The sequence below is a fragment of the Sorangium sp. So ce1014 genome (assembly GCF_051521505.1).
GTDB lineage: Bacteria > Myxococcota_A > Polyangia > Polyangiales > Polyangiaceae > Sorangium.
The window spans coordinates 9,539,027-9,556,390 of sequence record NZ_CP150356.1 but is presented as its reverse complement, the minus strand read 5'-3'; the positions used below and the strand labels follow the sequence as shown (position 1 = coordinate 9,556,390).

The 17,364-nt window shown below is 70.2% G+C and carries 12 protein-coding genes and 1 pseudogene; 3 read left to right on the top strand and 10 right to left on the bottom strand.

Annotation, left to right across the window (positions count from 1 at the left end; genetic code table 11):
- Positions 1-26 precede the first annotated feature (26 nt).
- The 4 genes and pseudogenes from WME75_RS36280 to WME75_RS36265 all read right to left on the bottom strand — a co-directional run.
- On the bottom strand, positions 27-1,937 hold the full coding sequence (locus WME75_RS36280; RefSeq protein ID WP_437480686.1) for a PAS domain-containing protein: 1,911 nt from the start codon (positions 1,935-1,937) through the stop codon (positions 27-29).
- Positions 1,938-2,032: 95 nt separating this feature from the next.
- Positions 2,033-2,818, bottom strand: coding sequence for an ABC transporter permease (locus WME75_RS36275; RefSeq protein ID WP_437480684.1), 786 nt, complete (start codon positions 2,816-2,818; stop codon positions 2,033-2,035).
- Positions 2,819-2,823: 5 nt separating this feature from the next.
- Complete coding sequence (locus WME75_RS36270; protein WP_437480681.1) at positions 2,824-3,636, bottom strand: ABC transporter permease; 813 nt, start codon at positions 3,634-3,636, stop codon at positions 2,824-2,826.
- Positions 3,633-4,541, bottom strand: a pseudogene (locus WME75_RS36265) (ABC transporter ATP-binding protein); the annotation flags it as partial. The gene WME75_RS36270 and the pseudogene WME75_RS36265, both read right to left, overlap by 4 nt.
- A gap of 235 nt (positions 4,542-4,776) precedes the next feature.
- On the opposite strand from WME75_RS36265, the gene WME75_RS36260 reads away from it, so the two are divergent.
- Positions 4,777-7,200: a protein kinase domain-containing protein gene (locus WME75_RS36260; RefSeq protein ID WP_437480678.1), complete on the top strand. Its 2,424-nt coding sequence runs from the start codon at positions 4,777-4,779 to the stop codon at positions 7,198-7,200.
- A 42-nt stretch (positions 7,201-7,242) separates the two neighbouring features.
- Here WME75_RS36260 and WME75_RS36255 read toward each other — a convergent pair whose 3' ends face one another.
- Entirely contained in the window at positions 7,243-8,427 is a 1,185-nt protein-coding gene (locus WME75_RS36255; RefSeq protein WP_437480675.1) for an FIST C-terminal domain-containing protein, read from the bottom strand.
- Positions 8,428-8,560: 133 nt separating this feature from the next.
- Between WME75_RS36255 and WME75_RS36250 the strand changes: the two genes are divergently transcribed.
- A complete protein-coding gene (locus WME75_RS36250; RefSeq protein ID WP_437480672.1) occupies positions 8,561-9,316 on the top strand; it encodes a PP2C family protein-serine/threonine phosphatase in 756 nt (251 codons plus the stop codon).
- A gap of 45 nt (positions 9,317-9,361) precedes the next feature.
- The gene (locus tag WME75_RS36245; RefSeq protein WP_437480669.1) at positions 9,362-9,625 is read left to right on the top strand and encodes a hypothetical protein; all 264 of its coding nucleotides are present in this window, start codon (positions 9,362-9,364) and stop codon (positions 9,623-9,625) included.
- A gap of 58 nt (positions 9,626-9,683) precedes the next feature.
- Here the strand turns inward: WME75_RS36245 and WME75_RS36240 are convergent, their stop codons facing one another.
- From WME75_RS36240 to WME75_RS36220, 5 genes are all read right to left on the bottom strand, one after another.
- The gene (locus WME75_RS36240; RefSeq protein WP_437480667.1) at positions 9,684-11,741 is read right to left on the bottom strand and encodes a PrkA family serine protein kinase; all 2,058 of its coding nucleotides are present in this window, start codon (positions 11,739-11,741) and stop codon (positions 9,684-9,686) included.
- Positions 11,742-11,999: 258 nt separating this feature from the next.
- Positions 12,000-13,238, bottom strand: coding sequence for a YcbK family protein (locus WME75_RS36235; protein WP_437480665.1), 1,239 nt, complete (start codon positions 13,236-13,238; stop codon positions 12,000-12,002).
- A 126-nt stretch (positions 13,239-13,364) separates the two neighbouring features.
- Entirely contained in the window at positions 13,365-14,354 is a 990-nt protein-coding gene (locus WME75_RS36230) for an L-threonylcarbamoyladenylate synthase (RefSeq protein ID WP_437480663.1), read from the bottom strand.
- Between the two features lie 779 nt (positions 14,355-15,133).
- The gene (locus WME75_RS36225) at positions 15,134-16,246 is read right to left on the bottom strand and encodes an ImmA/IrrE family metallo-endopeptidase (RefSeq protein WP_437480662.1); all 1,113 of its coding nucleotides are present in this window, start codon (positions 16,244-16,246) and stop codon (positions 15,134-15,136) included.
- Positions 16,224-16,877: a hypothetical protein gene (locus tag WME75_RS36220; RefSeq protein WP_437480660.1), complete on the bottom strand. Its 654-nt coding sequence runs from the start codon at positions 16,875-16,877 to the stop codon at positions 16,224-16,226. Before WME75_RS36220 ends, WME75_RS36225 begins: the two co-directional genes overlap by 23 nt.
- Between the last annotated feature and the right edge of the window lie 487 nt (positions 16,878-17,364).

Genomic DNA, 17,364 nt, shown 5'->3' with positions numbered 1-17,364 from the left:
CGATGGATGCGCCTGCCCGCCGCCCGTCACCGCCCGCGCGCCGAGAGCGGCTCCCGCGCGCTCGGCGCGTCGTCCGCGTCCTCGCGCGCTGCCCTCCGTCTCCGCCGCCTCCGGACGGACACCCCGCTCGATTGCATGGCGAAGAGGAGCGCCTCCCTCAGGTTCGAGAGCGTCTTGATGTTCGACAGATCCAGCCCCAGCGACACCACCGTCTGCGCCACCTCGGGCCGGATGCCGACCACGATGCCCTGCGCGCCGAGCAGCGCGACGGCGTCGATCAGCCTCAGCACATGATCGGCCGTGCCCGCGTCCAGGGCGCTCACCCCGGTCAGATCGATGATCGCGTGACGGCACCGGGTCCGCGCCACGGCGTCGAGCAGCACCTCCATCATCTGCTGCGAGCGCTGCTCGTCCAGCACGCCGAGCACAGGCATCGTCAGGACACCCTTCCAGACCTCGATGATCGGCGTCGACAGCGCCCGGATCGCCTCCTGCTGCTGCTCGATGATCTCGAGCCGCTCCTTCAGCATGGCCTGATGGCGCTTCTGCTCGGTGACGTCCGTCGCGCCGCCCGCCATCTGGAACGGCACGCCGCGCTCGTCCCACTCGGCCATGCCGCGGATGAACATGTCGCGGTACTCCCCGTCCTCGTGCCGCATCCGGTACTCGATCTCGAACGGCCGCCGCTCCTCCAGGTGCGCCTTGAGCGCGGCCTGGACGGCGCTCCGGTCGTCGGGGTGCACGCGCTCGAAGAAGCTCATGAACGTCCCGCCCCACGCCTCGCGGCTGACGCCCATCAGCTCCAGCATGCGATCGCTCCACTCCGTCGTGTCCTCGCGGATGTTCCAGGACCAGATGCCCTCGTTCGACGCCTCCGCGAAGAGCCGGTAACGCGCCTCGCTCGTCCGCAGGGCGGCCACGGCCCGGCGCACGTCGGCCACGTCGGTGGTGCCGCCGATCCACAGGACGATGTTCCCCGCCGCGTCGCGCTGCGGCTGCGCGCTCACCACGTGCTCGCGGTAGGTCTGGTCTCTCGTCCGCCACAGGCGGAACTCCGTCTCGTACGGCTCCCCCGTCTGCAGGCTCCGGGTCCACCTCGCGACCGTCTTCTGGACGTCATCCGGGTGCACGACCCCGAGCCAGCCCTCGCCGAGCACCTGCTCTTCCGTGCGGTCGAAGTAGTCGAGGACGGCCCGGTTCACGAAGTTCAGGTGGCCGTCCGGGCGCGATGTCCACACCTGGATGGGCATGGCGTTCCCGATGATCCGGAGCTGCGCGACAAGCTCGTCGGTCGGAGCGTCCTGCTGGGCCGCGGCGGCTTCCTGGGGCGCGGCGCCGGCCCCGCGCAGCCGGCTCGGCGGCGGCGCCTCGCGGCCGCCCGGCTCAGCCCCGGCGAGCCCGAGCGCGCGCGCGAGCGGCTCCTCCAGATCGACGGTGCGCTCGGCGCCGGTCTCCGCGATCCGGGCGTTGACGAGGCGGAGGAGCTCCTTCCGCACCTCCTCCTCGATCCGGGCGTGCAGGTAGTCCCTCGAGCCGGCCTGCGACTCGGCGAACTGCACCGACTCCGCCCCCGGCTCCGCGATGTCGAGGTAGATCCCGAGCGGCGCGCACGGCCTCGGCGTGATGCGCAGCACGATCGTCGCGCCGAGCCGGTGCTCCGCGGCCTCGGCCTCCCCGGCCGTGTCGACCCGGACCGTCAGGGTCTGCGGGATCGAGACATCGAATGCGCCGCTCACGCCGCGCATCACCGTCGCGTCGCCGGCCTGGAAATCGACCGTGAGACGCGACATTTTCCCGAGGACCTTGAGCTCCCTCTCCTCGCGGCGCGCGAGCGAAAGGAGGGCTATCGCCCGCCGTCGAATCACGTCCTCGGTCATCGTGAGCTCGACGAGGCTCCGGCCAAACTCCTCGAGCGTCAGCCCTCCGTTCTTCACCATGTCTCCTTCCCGATGCCGCCGGCCCTCCTCACGCCCAGGGAGGCCAGCCCGTCAGCCTAGTGCCCCGCGCAGCGCGCCGGAAGCCCTCGCGACGCTCAGCTCGACGCCGATGTATACCGTCCTATCGCCCGTTTCCACACCGCGCGCGCCACGGCGCCGAAGGCGAGCGCACCGAGCGCTGCGGCGGCGGCCGTGCGCGGGGCGATGGTGCCGAGCATCGCCTCCGCCGGGTAGGTGGTCATCAGGGCGAGCGGGACGATGACCGTGAACGCGATGCGCCAGAATCCGTTGAAGATCGTGACCGGCCAGCGCGCGAAATCGAAGAGGGAGTTGAAGAGGTAAGCCAGGTTGTCGAGGCGCACGACCCAGAACGCGGCGGAGATGACCAGGATGCAGATGGAGTAGAGCACCAGGGTCGCCGTCACGAGCAGGCCGAGCGAGAGCGCCAGGTGGGCGGGCGCGGGGGCGCGGCCCATCTTCGTGAACGCATAGACGAAGATCGCCGCCGCGGCCGCGGCGTCCACGACCTTGCGGACCTCGAACCGGGCCGTGGAGACGAGGAACTGCGCGTCCGCCGGCTTGAGCAGCGTGAAGTCGAGCGTGCCTTTCCGGATCTGGTCGACCACGCTGATGAGCGACGGGTTCACGGCGCCCTCGAGGACGCCCTTGAGCAGCGTGAACCACCCGACCACCACGAGCGCGCGCTCGTAGGTCCAGCCATGGATCGGCGGTCGGCCGACGAGCGCGATGTGGAGCGGGACGAGCCCGACCAGCGTCCAGACCACGGTCATCACCGCGCCGAGGAGGAAATCCCACCGGTACTGCATGCCGAGCGCGAGCGACACCCGGAGCTGCGTCGCGAGCAACCGCAGATAACGCACGCCGCTCACCCGCCGAACGCCGAGAACCGCTGGACGCCCGCGCGCCACGCGACGAGCGCCGCGGCGGCGGTGCCGGCCGCGAAGGCCCACTGCACGGCGAGCTCGGTCAGCGCGCGGCCCGGGTCGAGCAGGCCGGTGATGAGCTCGACAGGGAACGCGAGGCTGTACCGGAACGGCAGGACCCGCGCGACGTCGCCGAGCCACGAGGGGAACAGCTCGAGCGGGACGAGGTAGCCCGCGAAGACCATGAAGGCCGCAAGGTAGATGTCGAACACCGCGGTCGAGCTCTCGATCACGAACGCGAGCGAGCCGATCAGCGCCATCGTGAAGAAGTTGATCATCCAGGCGCCGACGAGCGACGCCGCCCAGATCCCGAGATCGAGGGGCGTCGGGTGGAACCGCTCGCCCGAGGTCACGGCGAGGGCGATGACCGCGATGGGCAGGCAGAGCGCCGCCCGCAGCGGCAGCGCGGCGAGGTTGTCGGCGGCGTAGGCGACGAGCGGGTGGATCGGCCGGAGCAGGCGCTGCGAGAGGGCGCCGCTCTTGATCTCCATGTTCATCTCCCAGACGAGCCACGAGCCGGTCATCTGCCGGACGATGAGGATCGCCAGGAAATACGCGGTGAAGTCGCTCGCCCCGAAGCGGCCGACCGGGGCGCTCGCGGCCACCGCCGACCAGAGCGCGAGGCTCACGAGCGGCATCGTCGTCGTGAGCATCCAGATCAGCATCTCGGCCCGGTACGCCATCGCGGCCGCGAGCCCGACGCGGAGCAGCGTCGGGAACGCCCGCGCCGCCCTGGAGAGCGCGCTCACGCTCACGAGGCGGCCTCGCCCGCGGCGCCCGCCCGCTCGCCCGGCGGCTCCGCGCCTGCGAAGAGCTCGCGCATCACCTCCTCCAGGGGAGGATCCTCCACCGTGAGATCCGCGATGTCGGTCTGGCTGAGCAGCCAGGACATGGCCGGCCGCAGCTCCTCCTGCGACACCTGAAGCACCGCGCGGCCCGGCTCGAGCGAGAGGACGGCGCCGACCCGCTCGAGGAGCGCCCGGTCGACCGGACCGCCGAAGCGCAGCGCGATCCGCTTGTGAGGCCGCACGCTGCGGACGAGCGCCGCGAGGTCGCCGTCGTAACGCAGCCTCCCCTTGTCGATGACGATGACCCGAGGGCAGAGCGCCGCCACGTCGTCCATGTAATGGGACGTGAGCACGACCGTGGCCCGCCGCTGCTCGTTGTAGCGGCGGATGAACTCCCGGACGCCGAGCTGCATCGCGACGTCGAGCCCGATCGTCGGCTCGTCGAGGAACAGGATCTCCGGCCGGTGCAGCAGGGCGGCCGCGAGCTCGCATTTCATGCGCTCGCCGAGCGAGAGCTGCCGTGTCGGCTTCGTGGCGATCGCGGCGATCCCGAGCAGGTCTTCCAGCTCACCCAGGGTCTGTTTGAAATCCGCATCCCTGATCCCGTAGATGGCGCGGTTCAGGGCGAAGGTCTCGACGGGCGGGAGATCCCAGAGCAGCTGCTGCTTCTGGCCCATCACGAGGGTGATGCGCTTGAGAAAGCCGGCCTCGCGGTGCTGCGGGACGAAGCCCGCGACCCGGACCCGGCCGCCCGACGGGTGGAGCAGCCCGGCGAGGACCTTCAGCGTGGTTGTCTTACCGGCGCCATTCGGGCCCAGGAAGCCGACGCGCTCGCCCGGAGCGATCGAGAACGAGAGGTCGTCGACCGCGTGGACCAACCGGGTGCGGCGCCGGAAAACCGAGCGCACCATGGCGGAGAAGCCGGGGGCGCGCTCGTGGACCCGGTACGTCTTCGAGAGCGATTCCACCGCGATGGCGCTCGACGCCTCTACCATGGTCGGCGGACACTAGCACCTCCGCGCTCGATCTCTCGCGACGACCGGTGTCGACCCGCCCATCCTGGGCTAACCTCGGTGCGTGGGGGGCGACGGTCGCCCGGATTCCCCTATGCCGCAGAGCTTCAAGGACGACACGATCCACGACACCCCGCTCCCGGCGAGCGGCGCCCGGCAGGGGGCCGAGTCGGCGAGCGGCGCCCGGCAGGGGGCCGAGTCCGCGAGCGCCGCCGCGGCGACCGGCCCGCGGCAGGTCCTCGCCGGGCGGTACGAGCTCCTCGGGCTGGTCGGCATCGGCGGGATGGGGAGCGTGTACCGCGCCCGCGACCTGGAGCTCGCGGAGGTCGTCGCGGTCAAGGTGCTGCGCCGTGAGCTCAGCGGCGCGCCCGACGTGCTCGAACGGTTCCGCCGCGAGGTGCGGCTCTCGCGCAAGGTGACGCACCCGAACGTCGCGCGCGTCTTCGACATCGGCGAGCACGAGGGCGACCGGTTCCTGACGATGGAGTTCATCGACGGCGAGCCGCTCGCCGCGCTCGTCGCGCGCGAGCGGCGGCTCGCCGTGACCCGCGCCATGGACATCGTGGAGGGCGTGTGCGCGGGGCTCAAGGCCGCGCACCGGGCCGGCGTCATCCACCGCGATCTCAAGCCGGACAACGTGCTGCTCGGGCGCGACGGGCGCGTCGTCCTGACCGACTTCGGGATCGCGCGCGCGATCGTGCCGGACGGCGAGGCGGGCAAGACGCTGGGCGCGGTCCTGGGGACGCCGGCGTACATGGCGCCCGAGCAGGTGCAGGGCGCCACGGACATCGACGAGCGAGCCGACCTCTACGCGCTCGGCGCGATGCTCTACGAGATGCTCACGGGCGAGCGCGCGTGGCAGGGCGACGCGCCGCTCGCCGTCGCCGCGGCGCGCCTCATCGCCGACCCGCCCGACCCGCGGCACCGGCGCGCCGACCTGCCCGACGCGCTCTCGCGCGTGGTGCTCCGCTGCATGGCGCGCTCTCGTGACGACCGGTACGCGTCGGTCGAGAGCGTCGCGCAGGAGCTCGCGTCGCTCACGCGTCCGGCCACGGTCGCCTCGCCGGCGTTCACGCCGCCGCACGAGCGGACGGCGATCTCGGGGTCGGTCTCCGGGACGGGCGATCCGGGCGGCAAGAGCGTCGCGGTCCTGCCGTTCACGAACCAGGGCTCGGCGTCGGACGCGTACCTGGCCGAGGAGCTGACCGATGATCTCATCGACACGCTCTCGATGACCCCGGGCCTGCGGGTGAGGCCGCGCGGGGCGGCCTCGCGGCATCCGGGCGGCGAGGTCGATCCGCGCGAGCTCGGGCGCGAGCTCGGCGTGCAGATGGTCGTCGGCGGCTCGGTGCGGCGGCGCGACGGGACGGTGCGGATCAGCGCGCGGCTCGTCTCCGTCGCCGACGGCTTCCAGCTGTGGGCGAAGCGCTTCGACCGCCCCGAGACCGAGGTGCTGCGGATCAACGACGAGGTGGCCGAGGCGGTCGCGGCGGCGCTCACCCTCGACGGGGCCGCCCCGAGCCGCACGTCACCGAGCGATCCGGTCGCGCTCGACCTGTTCCTGCGCGGGCGCCACGAGTACCGCAGGTTCTGGCCGGAGCACCAGGCGCGCGCGATCGCGCTCTTCGAGCAGGCGCTCGAGCGCACGCCCGAGGATCCGATGATCCTGTCGGCCTACGCGCTCGCGCGCTCGCGCTTCTGGTTCTTCACGGATCAGGGCGGCGACCTGGCCACGCACGCGGCGACGCGCGCCGTCGCCGCGGCGCCCGAGCTGCCGGACGCGCGGCTCGCGATGGCGTCGGTGCGGTTCCAGCGCCTCGACGTGGTCGGGGCGATGCGGGAGCTCAAGGCGGCGCTCGCGTCCCGCTCCGGGAACGCCGAGGCGGAGGGCCTCATCGCCAGCATCCTGCTCGAGTGCGGCGCGTTCGAGGACGGCGCGCGGCGGGCGCGGTCCGCGCTGGCGCGCGATCCGGACGTGGTGCTCGCGGCCTACGCGCTGGCGCGCGCGCACGCGCTCCTGGACCAGTGGGCGGAGGGTGAAGCCGTGATCGCCGCGCTGCCGTCCGGGGCCAGCACCTCGGGCCACGCCATCCTGTGGATGCGCCGCGCGATGTGGCAGCGCGCCCCGGAGGTCGTCGAGGCGCTCTCGCAGAAGCGCGTGCGTGACGCCTTCCCGTACGCCCCCGATCCGTTCCTGTCGCTGATCGACGACGTCCTGGAGGACCGGCTGTCGGACGTCCGTTCGGCGCCTGCGCAGGGCGCGGGCCCGGGCGTCACGGCGCTGCGGCGCACGTCGTTCCTGCGGCAGCTCCAGGCGGAGATCGCGGCCTTCGTCGGCAAGTCGGAGCTCGCGCTGACCGCGCTCGATCTCTCGCTGGCCGACGGCCTGTTCGACCTGATCTGGATCGAGCGCTGCCCCGTCTTCGCGTCCCTGCGCGCGGAGCCGCGCTACGCGACCCTTCATGCCGAGGTGAAGCGGCGAGCGGCCGCCGTGGTCGCGGTGTACCGCGAGCGCTGACGCGCGCGGCGTCCGGGGAGCCGGCGTCCGGGGAGCCGGCGCTCAGCTCGGCGCGCGGAAGAGCGCGAGCACGCCGGTGTAGAGGGCGAGCCTCGCCTGGCCCGGCGCCCAGGGGGTGATCTCGAAGCTCGAGTGCATGCCGGCGATCGGGAGATCCGCGAAGCGCTGGCGCAGGATGCGCGCCTCCACGTCCGGCGCCCCGTACAGGCCCTGGCCGCGCCCGGCGCAGCTCAGGTAGAGCGCGAAGCGGGGGGCCGACCCGAGCGCGCTCCGGGACACCTGCCGGGCGATCCCCTCGAGCCCGGCGCGGGCGGCGGCGGCGTCGCGCACGGCGAAGGCGAGGCGCACGCCGGGCCTCGCGTCGTCGCCGAGCAGGAGCCCGCGCCGCGCCGGATCGACCCCGCGGATCGGCCGCAGCACGTAACGCTCGGAGCGGAGCGCCGCCGCGGGCTCCGCGGCCTCGCCGCGCGGCTCCGCGGTGCCGCCGCGCGGATCGAGCGGGTCGGCGAGCGCGGCGAGGACGAGCTGCTGGGGGCTGGGCGGCTCGCCGAGCGAGGCGGTCGCGGCGGACAGCAGGTCGAGCGCCGCCCGCCCGCCGGCGCGCAGCACGACCCCGCCGCTCACGTCCTCGATGGGGTGGAAGCCTTCGAGCAGCCTGGCGGCGGGCGAGGCGTCGACGATCGGCGGGGCGAACCCGGTGATGGCGAGGCCGATCGCCGCGCCTTCGAGCAGCTCGCCCTCGGACGTCACGCCGATGGCGGAGCCGGACGCGGTCCCGGCGCCGAACAGGCACGCGCCGGGCGCGCAGGAGGCGAACGCCTCGAGCATCTCGGGGGCGAACGCCCCGGGCCGGGCGAAGACGATGGCGGTCGCGGAGCGGTGGCCGATGGTGCGGGCGAGGGGCTCGCGCAGGCGGCGGCCCGGCTCCTCGGCGCGCTCGGGCAGCGCGAACGGGGTGACCCGACCGCCGGACCAGAGCACGCCGCTCGCGCCGGTGTCCCCCTCGATCTCGCCGCGCTCGCTGAGCACGCCCGCGGCCGGCACCACGCAGGCGGGGGTGCCGCGCCAGGTGCTACGGACGAGCTCGGCCACGCCCGAGGCGCGCTGGGCGAGCTGCCCGGACACGAAGACGACCCCGCCCGAGGCCGAAGGGACGGCGTTGCGCAGGTCGGCCAGGTGGTGGCGAAGGCCATCCGGCCCACAGGTCGCGGAGAAGCTTCGTGCCATGGCTGGCCCATCCATCCTAACCGAGCCCTCGCCCACTCGACAGGCCCCGCTGAAGAAGTTTATCGTGCGACAGTCGCGCCGACGCCTCGGGGCTTTCCCCACCGGGCGGCGCTCGAAGGACCGGGCAAGCTCGATGAGGATCGAATCATTTGGCCGCACCGACGTCGGGCGCCATCGACGCGCCAACGAGGATGCGTTCTTCCGGGACGACGAGCTCCGTCTCTACATCGTCGCGGACGGCATGGGCGGGCACGCGGCCGGCGAGGTCGCGAGCGCCGAGGCGGTCGAGACGATCTACGGCATGGTCAAGCGAGGCCTGCCGGCCATCGGCGACCCTGACGAGCCGCTGACGCAGCCCAAGGCGCGCGCCGTGCTGCGGATCCTCGAGGGCGCGATCCAGGCGGCGACGTACATGGTCTTCGCCATCGCCGAGCTCGACCGCGACAAGAGCGGCATGGGCACGACGATCAGCGCGGCGCTCATCGTCGGCGGCGCGCTCGTGACCGGCCAGGTGGGCGACAGCCGCATCTACCAGGTCCGCAACGGGACCGCGGTGCAGATGACCGAGGATCACACGCTGATCGCGTGGCAGATCAAGAACGGGCTCATCTCGGCGGACGAGGCGAAGAGCTCGCCTCACCGCAACGTGATCACGCGCGCGGTGGGCAACAGGGACTATGTCGAGGTCGACACCTCGATCGTGGCCGTGGAGCCGGGCGATCGATACCTCCTCTGCTCCGACGGGCTGCACGGCTATCTCCACGCCGAGGAGGAGATCGCGAGCATCGCCTCGAAGGGCGGCGACACGGCGGTCGACCTCTTCATCGAGCTCGCGAATCGGCGCGGGGGGCGGGACAACATCACCGCGGTGCTCGTCGAGGTGGGCTGACGCGCGGGCTGACGCGCCCGCTCGAAAGTCGGCTAGGCTGCGCGCATGGCGCTGAAGGACAAGCTGGTCTCCGAGGGGTTGAAGCTCGCCGCGAACCCGAACGTGGCGAAGCTGATGCAGGACGAGCGGTTCATGCGGCTGTTCATGACCGCGATGAGCGTGCCCGGCCGGGTCTCCTCGTTCACGGCGGAGCAGAGGGAGACGTTCGCCAAGGCGATGGGCCTGGCGACCGTCGAGGAGGTCCGCGACCTCAAGCGGACGGTGGCCTCCCTGGAGCGCGAGATCGCGAAGCTCAGGCGGGACGGCTGACCGCGGCGCGGCGCGGGCGAGGCGCCGCGCCCGGTCAGCCTCTACGCGCGCCGCCGGGTCACTTCGTGTCGCCGCGCGCGTAGATGCTGGCCACGTAGTCGAGCACGTCGCGTGCCGAGACCTCGTTGTACCCGAAGTACTTGATCATCCGGGTCTTGATGATGTCGATCTTCTCCTGCGTCTCCTTGTCGATGACGCTCGACACGAGGGTCTGGAGCTTGATCGCGTCCTTCTGGTCCTCGAACAGCTTGAGCTCGAGGGCGCGGCGCAGCCGGTCGTTCGTGTGCCACTCGAACTTCTTGCCGTCGACCGCGAGCGCGCCGATGTAGTTCATGATCTCGCGGCGGAAGTCGTCCTTGCGGTTCTCGGGGATGTCGATCTTCTCCTCGATCGAGCGCATGAGCCGCTCGTCCGGCTCGACGTCCTCGCGGGTGAAGCGGTCCTTCACCTTCTCCTTCAGGGTGTAGGACTTGATCGAGTCGATGTAGTTCGCGGCGAGCTTCTGGATCGCGTCCTCGTCGGCGCTGATCGCCCGCTGCACCTCGTTCTTGACGAGCTCCTCGTACTCGCGCTTCACCATCCCGATGCACTCGGTGAAGCGCTTGCGCTGCTCGTCGTTCGTGATGAGCGAGTGGTGGCGCAGGCCCTTCTCGAGCTCGCTCATGACCATGAAGGGGTTGATCGTCCCCTCGCCGAGGTCGTTCACGAGCGCGTTCGAGATCTTGTCCTGCACGTAGCGGGGGCTGATCCCTTCCATGCCCTCGCGCGACGCCTCCTTGCGGAGCTCCTTCACGGTGTCCTGCGTGTAGCCGGGCAGGACCTTGCCGTCGTAGAGCTTCATCTTCTGGACGAGCGACAGGTTGTGCTTCTTCGGGTCCTCGAGCCGGGTGAGCGCGGCCCACATCGCGGCGACCTCGAGCGTGTGAGGGGCGATGTGCTTGCCGCGGATCTTGTTCTTGTTGAAGTCCTTCTCGTAGATCCGGATCTCCTCCGACACCTTCGTGATGTAGGGGATATCGATCTTGATCGTGCGGTCGCGGAGCGCCTCCATGAACTCGTTGTTCAGGAGCTTCTTGTACTCGGCCTCGTTCGTGTGGCCGATGATGACCTCGTCGACGTCCGTCTGGGCGAACTTCTTCGGCTTGATCTTGTGCTCCTGCGACGCGCCGAGCAGGTCGTAGAGGAACGCGACGTCGAGCTTCAGCACCTCGATGAACTCGACGATGCCGCGGTTCGCGATGTTGAACTCGCCGTCGAAGTTGAAGGCGCGCGGGTCCGAGTCCGAGCCGTACTCGGCGATCTTGCGGTAGTTGATGTCGCCGGTGAGCTCGGTCGAGTCCTGGTTCTTCTCGTCCTTCGGCTGGAAGGTGCCGATGCCGATGCGGTCCTTCTCGCTGAGCACGAGGCGGCGCACGCGCACGTGCTGCATCACCTTCGACCAGTCGCCGCCGTACTTGTCCATCAGGCGGTTGAAGATGAAGCGGCACGCCGGGTCGAGGTCGCCCTCGGAGCGGACCTGGAACTGCGGGCTCGAGAGGCCGAGCTCGTGGAACGCGCGGTCGCGCCAGGACGGCGGGACGAGGCGCAGCGGCTCCTCGTGCATCGGGCACTTGAAGCGGGCGCTCTCCGTCCCCGCCATGCCGACGTCGTCGAGGTTCACCCAGTCGAACGTGTAGAGCGCGCCGTCGGGGGTCGTCGAGTAGTGCTCGATCCCCTTCTTGAGCAGCCGGGCGATCGTCGACTTGGACGAGCCGACCGGGCCGTGCAGCAGGATGACGCGCTTCTCCGGGCCGTACCCCTCGGAGGCGGCCCGGAGCACGTGGACGAGCCGCATCAGCGGGATGTCGAGCCCGTACACGGCGTCGGCGCCGCCGTGCATCTCATCCTTGAAGAAGTTGTACCGGATGAGCTTCTTCTTGTTGTCCGTGTACTCCTCGATGCCGTAGCGGATGATCATGTCGTACGCCCGCTGGAACGCGTTGCGCGTCACCTGCGGGTTCTGGCGCACGATCTGGAGGTACTCTTCGAACGAGCCCTCCCACGCGAGATCGCGGTAGAGCGCGAAGTCCTGCAGCGCCGCGATCTTCTCAACCATCCCTGTCCGCAACTCGCCCATTTCGCACCTTTTTCTCCGGGGCGACCGCGGGGCGGCCTTGGCCGCCGGAGGTGCGGGAGCGAAGCCCGGCTCTCCGAGCTCCGCCCTCGATCGTGCGCCGCGCGCCCAGGGGGAACCCAAGCTTAACACCGATCCCGGGGAGGCAAGCTCGCCGCGCCCTGGAGCTTTCTCCATCCGGAACGGGAATGGACTGCGGCGCTGCCCGATAGCGCAGGTGAAGCCCGGAGGAGGTGCGAGGGCGCCCGCGGGCAGGCGACGTCAGCGAGGCGCCGGCGCGCCGGAGCGCGCGCCCTGTGCTCCCCGGGAGAGCCCTCCGCTCTCGACGACGCCGGGCCAGGAATCGACGTACTCCGACGGCTGGCCGGGCCCGGAGGCGTCGATCCAGAAGAGGCGGCCGGTGCCGGGGCGGCGCACGTCGACGTGGACGAACTTGCTGTTCGGGTAGAACCCGCAGCCGACGTCGTCGAGCGTGCGACAGAACTGGAACAGCGCCGCGTTCGGGACGCCCATGACGAGGATGTCCATGGCGCGCCCCTCGGCGTGCTGGCTGTGGTGACCGCCGGAGGCCTTCCCCCGCGCCGGCCCGTCGCTGGCGGGGCGCGGCCGGTAGCCGCTGAAGATGTGGACCCCGCGGCGCGGGAAGGCGTCGGCGATCTGCTGGAGCGCCCAGAGCAGGCGCGGGTGGACGAGGCGGACCTGGGGCACCCACTCGAGCGCCCGTTGCCACGTGCCTTCGTCGGGCTCGTCGGGCAGCAGCTCGCCCGGGTCCGGCGCCTCGGGGGGGCGCGCCATGATCGACAGGCGATCGAGCGCGCCGGGCGCGACGGAGCCGTCGCAGCGCACGAGCTCGAAGGCGTCGTGCTGTCCGCCGTACCGGGCGAACTGGACCGGGCCCCGGCGGCAGCGCCAGTCAGGGGGCTGCTTCTTCGGCGGGTCCCAGAGCAGATCGAAGCCGTTCGACGAGAGGCTCGGCCCCGTGGTCGCGAGGAACGGCGGGCCGAGGATCGGATCGAGCTGGCGGAGCCACGCCGGCGCGGCCGGATCGAGGTGAAGGGATCCGGGCGGCTCGAACGGGGAGAGGGGCGAGTACGCGCTCGCGAACGCCGGGGCGCCGGGGGCGGCGGCGGCGAGGCTGCGCTCGCCGAGGTCGGCGGCGTCCGGGCGCGCGTTGCCCCAGGCGAGCTGCCACCACGGCTGCTGCTGCCATTTCCCGTACGCGCTGCTCATGTAGAGCCGGAGCGGGCCGGGGCGTTCGACGGCGGCGTTGCGGAAGGCGCGGAGGAGCGGCAGCTCCGGCGCGACCGTCTCGTTCAGGTTGAAGCTCGCGCGCTTCGGCGGCTCGTCGAGCAGGCTGGCGCCGGCGTCCGGCGGGGCGGCGACGAGCGCGGCGGCGAGGCCGACGGCGGCGAGGCTGGGGACGGCGGCGCGGGACGTTGCCGGCATGGGGTCGACGAGGAAGGGCGAGACGGGCGAGACGGGCGAGGGAAGGTAGCTCACCCGGCGGGTGGGCGACCCTGATTTGCCACAAACCGCCAGCGCGGGGGATGAAAACCCACCTGGGCGCGGCGGAGGCCCTCTTCCAGCGTTGTTCGCCCAGCGTTGTTCGCCGCTCGCGCGGCCGGCTCAGGGGGCTGCGGAGGCGCGCGTCAGCCTGTCCCGCACGGCGTCCCACGCCGGGTCCTCGGGGACGGCGGCGATGACGATCACGTCGCAGCCGGCGTCCTCGAGCCGGTGCAGCGCGGCGTAGAGCGCCGCCGCATAGCCGGCTGGATCCGCGGGGAGGAGCTCGGCGTGCGGCCCGGTCGCGGTGCGGCGGCCGTGCTCGATGGCGCCGGCGCGCGCGCCGGCCCGCGCGGCGCGCTCGATCTCGCCGCGGACGGCCTCCGCGGGGACGAGCGCCACCTGCGCGTGCGGGGCGTAGTGGCGCGCGTGCGTCCCCGGGGACGGGGCGCGCTCGGCCGGGGCGGTGATCAGCCCGGCGGTCGTCTGGAGCGGCACGAGGGCGGCGATCGTCTCGGCGGCCACGTGCCCTGGGCGAAGCAGCCGCGCCGGTGAGGTCGTGACGTCGACGATGGTGGACTCGATGCCGACGGCGGTCGGTCCGCCGTCGAGGATGGCGTCGATGCGCCCGCCGAGGCTCTTCTCGACGTGCTCGGCGGTGGTCGGCGAGATCTCGGTGGAGCGGTTGGCGCTCGGCGCGGCGATCGGCAGCGCGACGGCGTCGAGCAGGGCGCGCGCGACAGGGTGCACGGGCACGCGGATCGCCACGGTCGGCCCGCCGGCGGCCACGTCGTCGGCGACGCGGTCGGGCCGGCGCGCGACGACGAGGGTGAGGGGACCCGGCCACATCGCCTGCGCGAGGCGCTCGGCGTCCGCCGGCCAGGCGTCGGCGAGCGCGCGGGCGGCCGCGACATCCAAGACGTGGACGATCAGCGGGTTGCCGGGCGGCCGGCCCTTCGCCTCGAAGATGCCGCGCGCCGCGCGCGCGTCGTCGGCGCGCGCGCCGAGCCCGTAGACCGTCTCGGTGGGGAAGGCGACGAGCCCTCCGCGTCGGAGGATCTCGGCGGCCCGTGCGATGGATGCCGCGTCCGCGGCGAGCCGCTCGGTTCGCATGCGCCGCGGTCCATGTTGCCCGTGCGCGCGGGAGGCAAACGAAAACCGACGGGGGCGGTCCCGGGTCGGCCGCGCGGGCGGAGGAGCGGCTGTCGCGGTCGGCGTCGATCCAGGGGGGCGCGGTCGTGGCAAGGCGGACGCGCTGCTCGCGCGATCGGCCGGGGCGACGCCGCCGCGGGGTCTCGACCCCCCGGGCGCTCGCTCCGAACGGGCGCACCATCCCCAACGCGTCACCGACGGCGGAGGCGGACGGCGCCGTGATCGACTTGCGCTCGCGTTCGATCAGCACTTGCTTTCAGCCTCCTGGCGAGCTGAACGCCCCGCTCACGATGCACGGCGACCGTACATCGCGCCCGAGCAGACAGCGCGGCTGCGGCGTCGAGGTCCGCGAGCACGAGCTCGGGCGGTCGATGGTGACGTCATCCACCTGGCCGAACTCGCGAGCCGTGCGGGCGACGAGGAGCATGGGCGCGAGCTCGGCATGGCCCCCTCCGCCGCTGCAGCCGCAGCGGTCGCGGAGCACGCCGGCGCGCACGGTGTCGTCGCCGTGGCCAAGCGAAATCGTCGCGGTGCAGCGGATTTCTGGACGAGGACTGTTCGCCAACCACATGGTTGATGAACACCCGGACCACTGAACGGTCCCGCCAAACTGTGCCCCATACTGAACAACAGACGGACGCTCCAGCAGCTGATGGGTGTATGTCCTTCATGAACTGCACAGCGTAGCGCGGGAGCGAGCGGCTCAGGGGCGAACTCGGCGCCGTCCCGCCGCATGCTACTTACGACGTCGCGTTGGACAGCTGTAGGTTGATGATCGAAAGGTCCGCTTCGGAAAGAAACAGCTTTTCTGCAATCTTCGATAGCGGCAGATCTTGTTGAACCTCCTGAAGGGCGTTCGCAATCATGGTGGGTACTTCCGGTGGGGGCTCAAACATTTCTCGAAGCCGTTCGTTTCTAGCATTCAACTGCACGAAAGCGCGGCGATACGTTGCCTCCGAGATGCGTCCGAGGTCGTACGCGCGTCGCACTAGAGCCTGAACAGATACTCGCCAACGTTGCTTAAGCTCGTAGAAGTGGTCCCAGTTCAGCCAGCCAGGGCACTCTGGTAAAAAGGACTCGCGCGGAAGCAGGAACGCCGCTGCAAACCGATTCGCTTGACGCTCCAATTCAGGGCTTCCTGGGGTTACGTCTACATGCATTACGAGATGTCCGAGTTCGTGTGCTGCGTCATAGCGCACCCGACTGGGTTCAGTGTGATCGACTAAGAATATGATTGGCCGTCTCGTGTGCCAGGCAGAAAATGCGTCGATTTCTCTACAGGTTTTTGGGACTACCGTTACGATGATGCCTTTGCTCTCCAGTAGCTTGACAATGTTCGGGATCGGTCCGAGGCCAAGCCCCCAGTGTCGACGAACTGCCGCGGCACATTGTTCGATGTCCTCGGCCGTTGTTGCTGTGCAGGCCGCGGAGCTGACCTGTTCATGCGGAAATTCGATCTCTTCTTCTAGCTCAGTGACCAGGTCGCAAAGAAGCACTCCGGCAGCTAGAACACGACGCCTCTCCCGCTGGCTCGCCGCTCGAAGGCTGCGAAAGTGACATTCTTCTGCCGTCATCAGCGGTGTTGCACCTGGTCGATAAGCGAAGAATCCAACCGGAACTCCGAGGGCCAGAGCCATGGCGGCGACCGTCTTTGCCTCAGGCTTCGCTCGGCCTGCCTCGAACTGGCCGACCGCAGCGGGGGTCTTCTGGATTCGGCTAGCTAATTCGGCCTTGGTTAGTCCACGTAGTTCACGGGCAAGCGTGAGTCGCGTTGGCGAAAATAAATGAGTCGCTAGATGTAGGTTGGAGCTGCCAACCGGAAAAAGCGGTTCATTCGTTCCCTTGCGATCCATCGCCCTTGTCTTTCTTTTCTCGGCGCTTGGGCTTGAGATCCTCTATCTTCTCATCCGGGGCACGATGGCCGTTCTGCTGGGTGACGGCGACTGGAAGGGGATGCTGATCCTTGACCCAAATGGGATGGGCATAGGCCCAGCTCGTGATCCTTTTCCCCTTTGTCGTGCCTGGGAAGCAGAGGTAGGCTGCCTCGAAGCCGTCTTCATTGTTGCCCAAGTGCCCGAGCACCAGCTTCCGCGCCTTGTCCAGCCCAAGATCGAGGCCACGAAGCCAAAGCTGAATCTCGTGCATCTTGCTGACAGCTCCCTCGTTCTTGGGGAGGCATTTCATGATGTCTTCTGTTGCGTGGTGCCCAACTCTGTGGCAGGCGATCTCGTACTCATTCACCTTCAGGCGAAAAGTTGGATTCCGACTAGCCAGCTTGATAGAGCTTCCGGAATCCTTCGCCTCCTTGATTAACTCGTGGACTGCGAAACCGTAAAGGTTGAATCCGAACATCTGTTCGTTGCTTCCCCGGTCCGCAACATGGTGCTCACAGGTGGTGTCGTACGCACGCTTCAGGGCAGCGACGAACCTATCCCTCACCGTCGTCTCATTGAAGGTCGAGAAGAACGTCGGGCCAGGTGACATCGAGACTCCTTATTGCTTGCCCGGCATCAAGCCGGACGGTGCCCGGCATCGAGCCAGCCGGGCGGAGATATGTGTAGCGTGATGCTCGATTCTGGTCAAGAAATGAAGTGACCTCGTGCGCCCTTGTTTGTTAGATAAAAAACATGTATGCAAGCGTAGGTGACATGCGGCGCCGCATGTGGAAGCTCTGGAACGCCGAGCGCGTCGAGCACGACGGGCATCGAGCACAGGAGGCGCCGCCGCCCAGGTGGCCGAACGCGTGAAGTGCGGCCGGCGTGGACTCGGGCCGTGGGCAGCCGAGCCCGTATTTCGCGGCGCTTCTACCTGGAGGAGAGGAGCCGGCGGTGCCGTCCACCCGGTACGACCGATCGTTCGGCTGTCCCCCGCGTGGTCTCGACCAGGCGCGGAGGCTCGTGGGGAGCCGGTGGACCGGTCGGGACCTGTTCATTTGTATGAAAAAATTCAATTTCTTCGGTTGGGACCTTCG

Bases quoted from the DNA above. Each gene is read 5' to 3' on its own strand.
- WME75_RS36280 (WP_437480686.1), bottom strand. From the start codon at position 1,937: ATGGTGAAGAACGGAGGGCTGACGCTCGAGGAGTTTGGCCGGAGCCTC.
- WME75_RS36260 (WP_437480678.1), top strand. From the start codon at position 4,777: ATGCCGCAGAGCTTCAAGGACGACACGATCCACGACACCCCGCTCCCG.
- WME75_RS36255 (WP_437480675.1), bottom strand. From the start codon at position 8,427: ATGGCACGAAGCTTCTCCGCGACCTGTGGGCCGGATGGCCTTCGCCAC.
- WME75_RS36250 (WP_437480672.1), top strand. From the start codon at position 8,561: ATGAGGATCGAATCATTTGGCCGCACCGACGTCGGGCGCCATCGACGC.
- WME75_RS36245 (WP_437480669.1), top strand. From the start codon at position 9,362: ATGGCGCTGAAGGACAAGCTGGTCTCCGAGGGGTTGAAGCTCGCCGCG.
- WME75_RS36240 (WP_437480667.1), bottom strand. From the start codon at position 11,741: ATGGGCGAGTTGCGGACAGGGATGGTTGAGAAGATCGCGGCGCTGCAG.
- WME75_RS36230 (WP_437480663.1), bottom strand. From the start codon at position 14,354: ATGCGAACCGAGCGGCTCGCCGCGGACGCGGCATCCATCGCACGGGCC.
- WME75_RS36225 (WP_437480662.1), bottom strand. From the start codon at position 16,246: ATGGATCGCAAGGGAACGAATGAACCGCTTTTTCCGGTTGGCAGCTCC.
- WME75_RS36220 (WP_437480660.1), bottom strand. From the start codon at position 16,877: ATGTCACCTGGCCCGACGTTCTTCTCGACCTTCAATGAGACGACGGTG.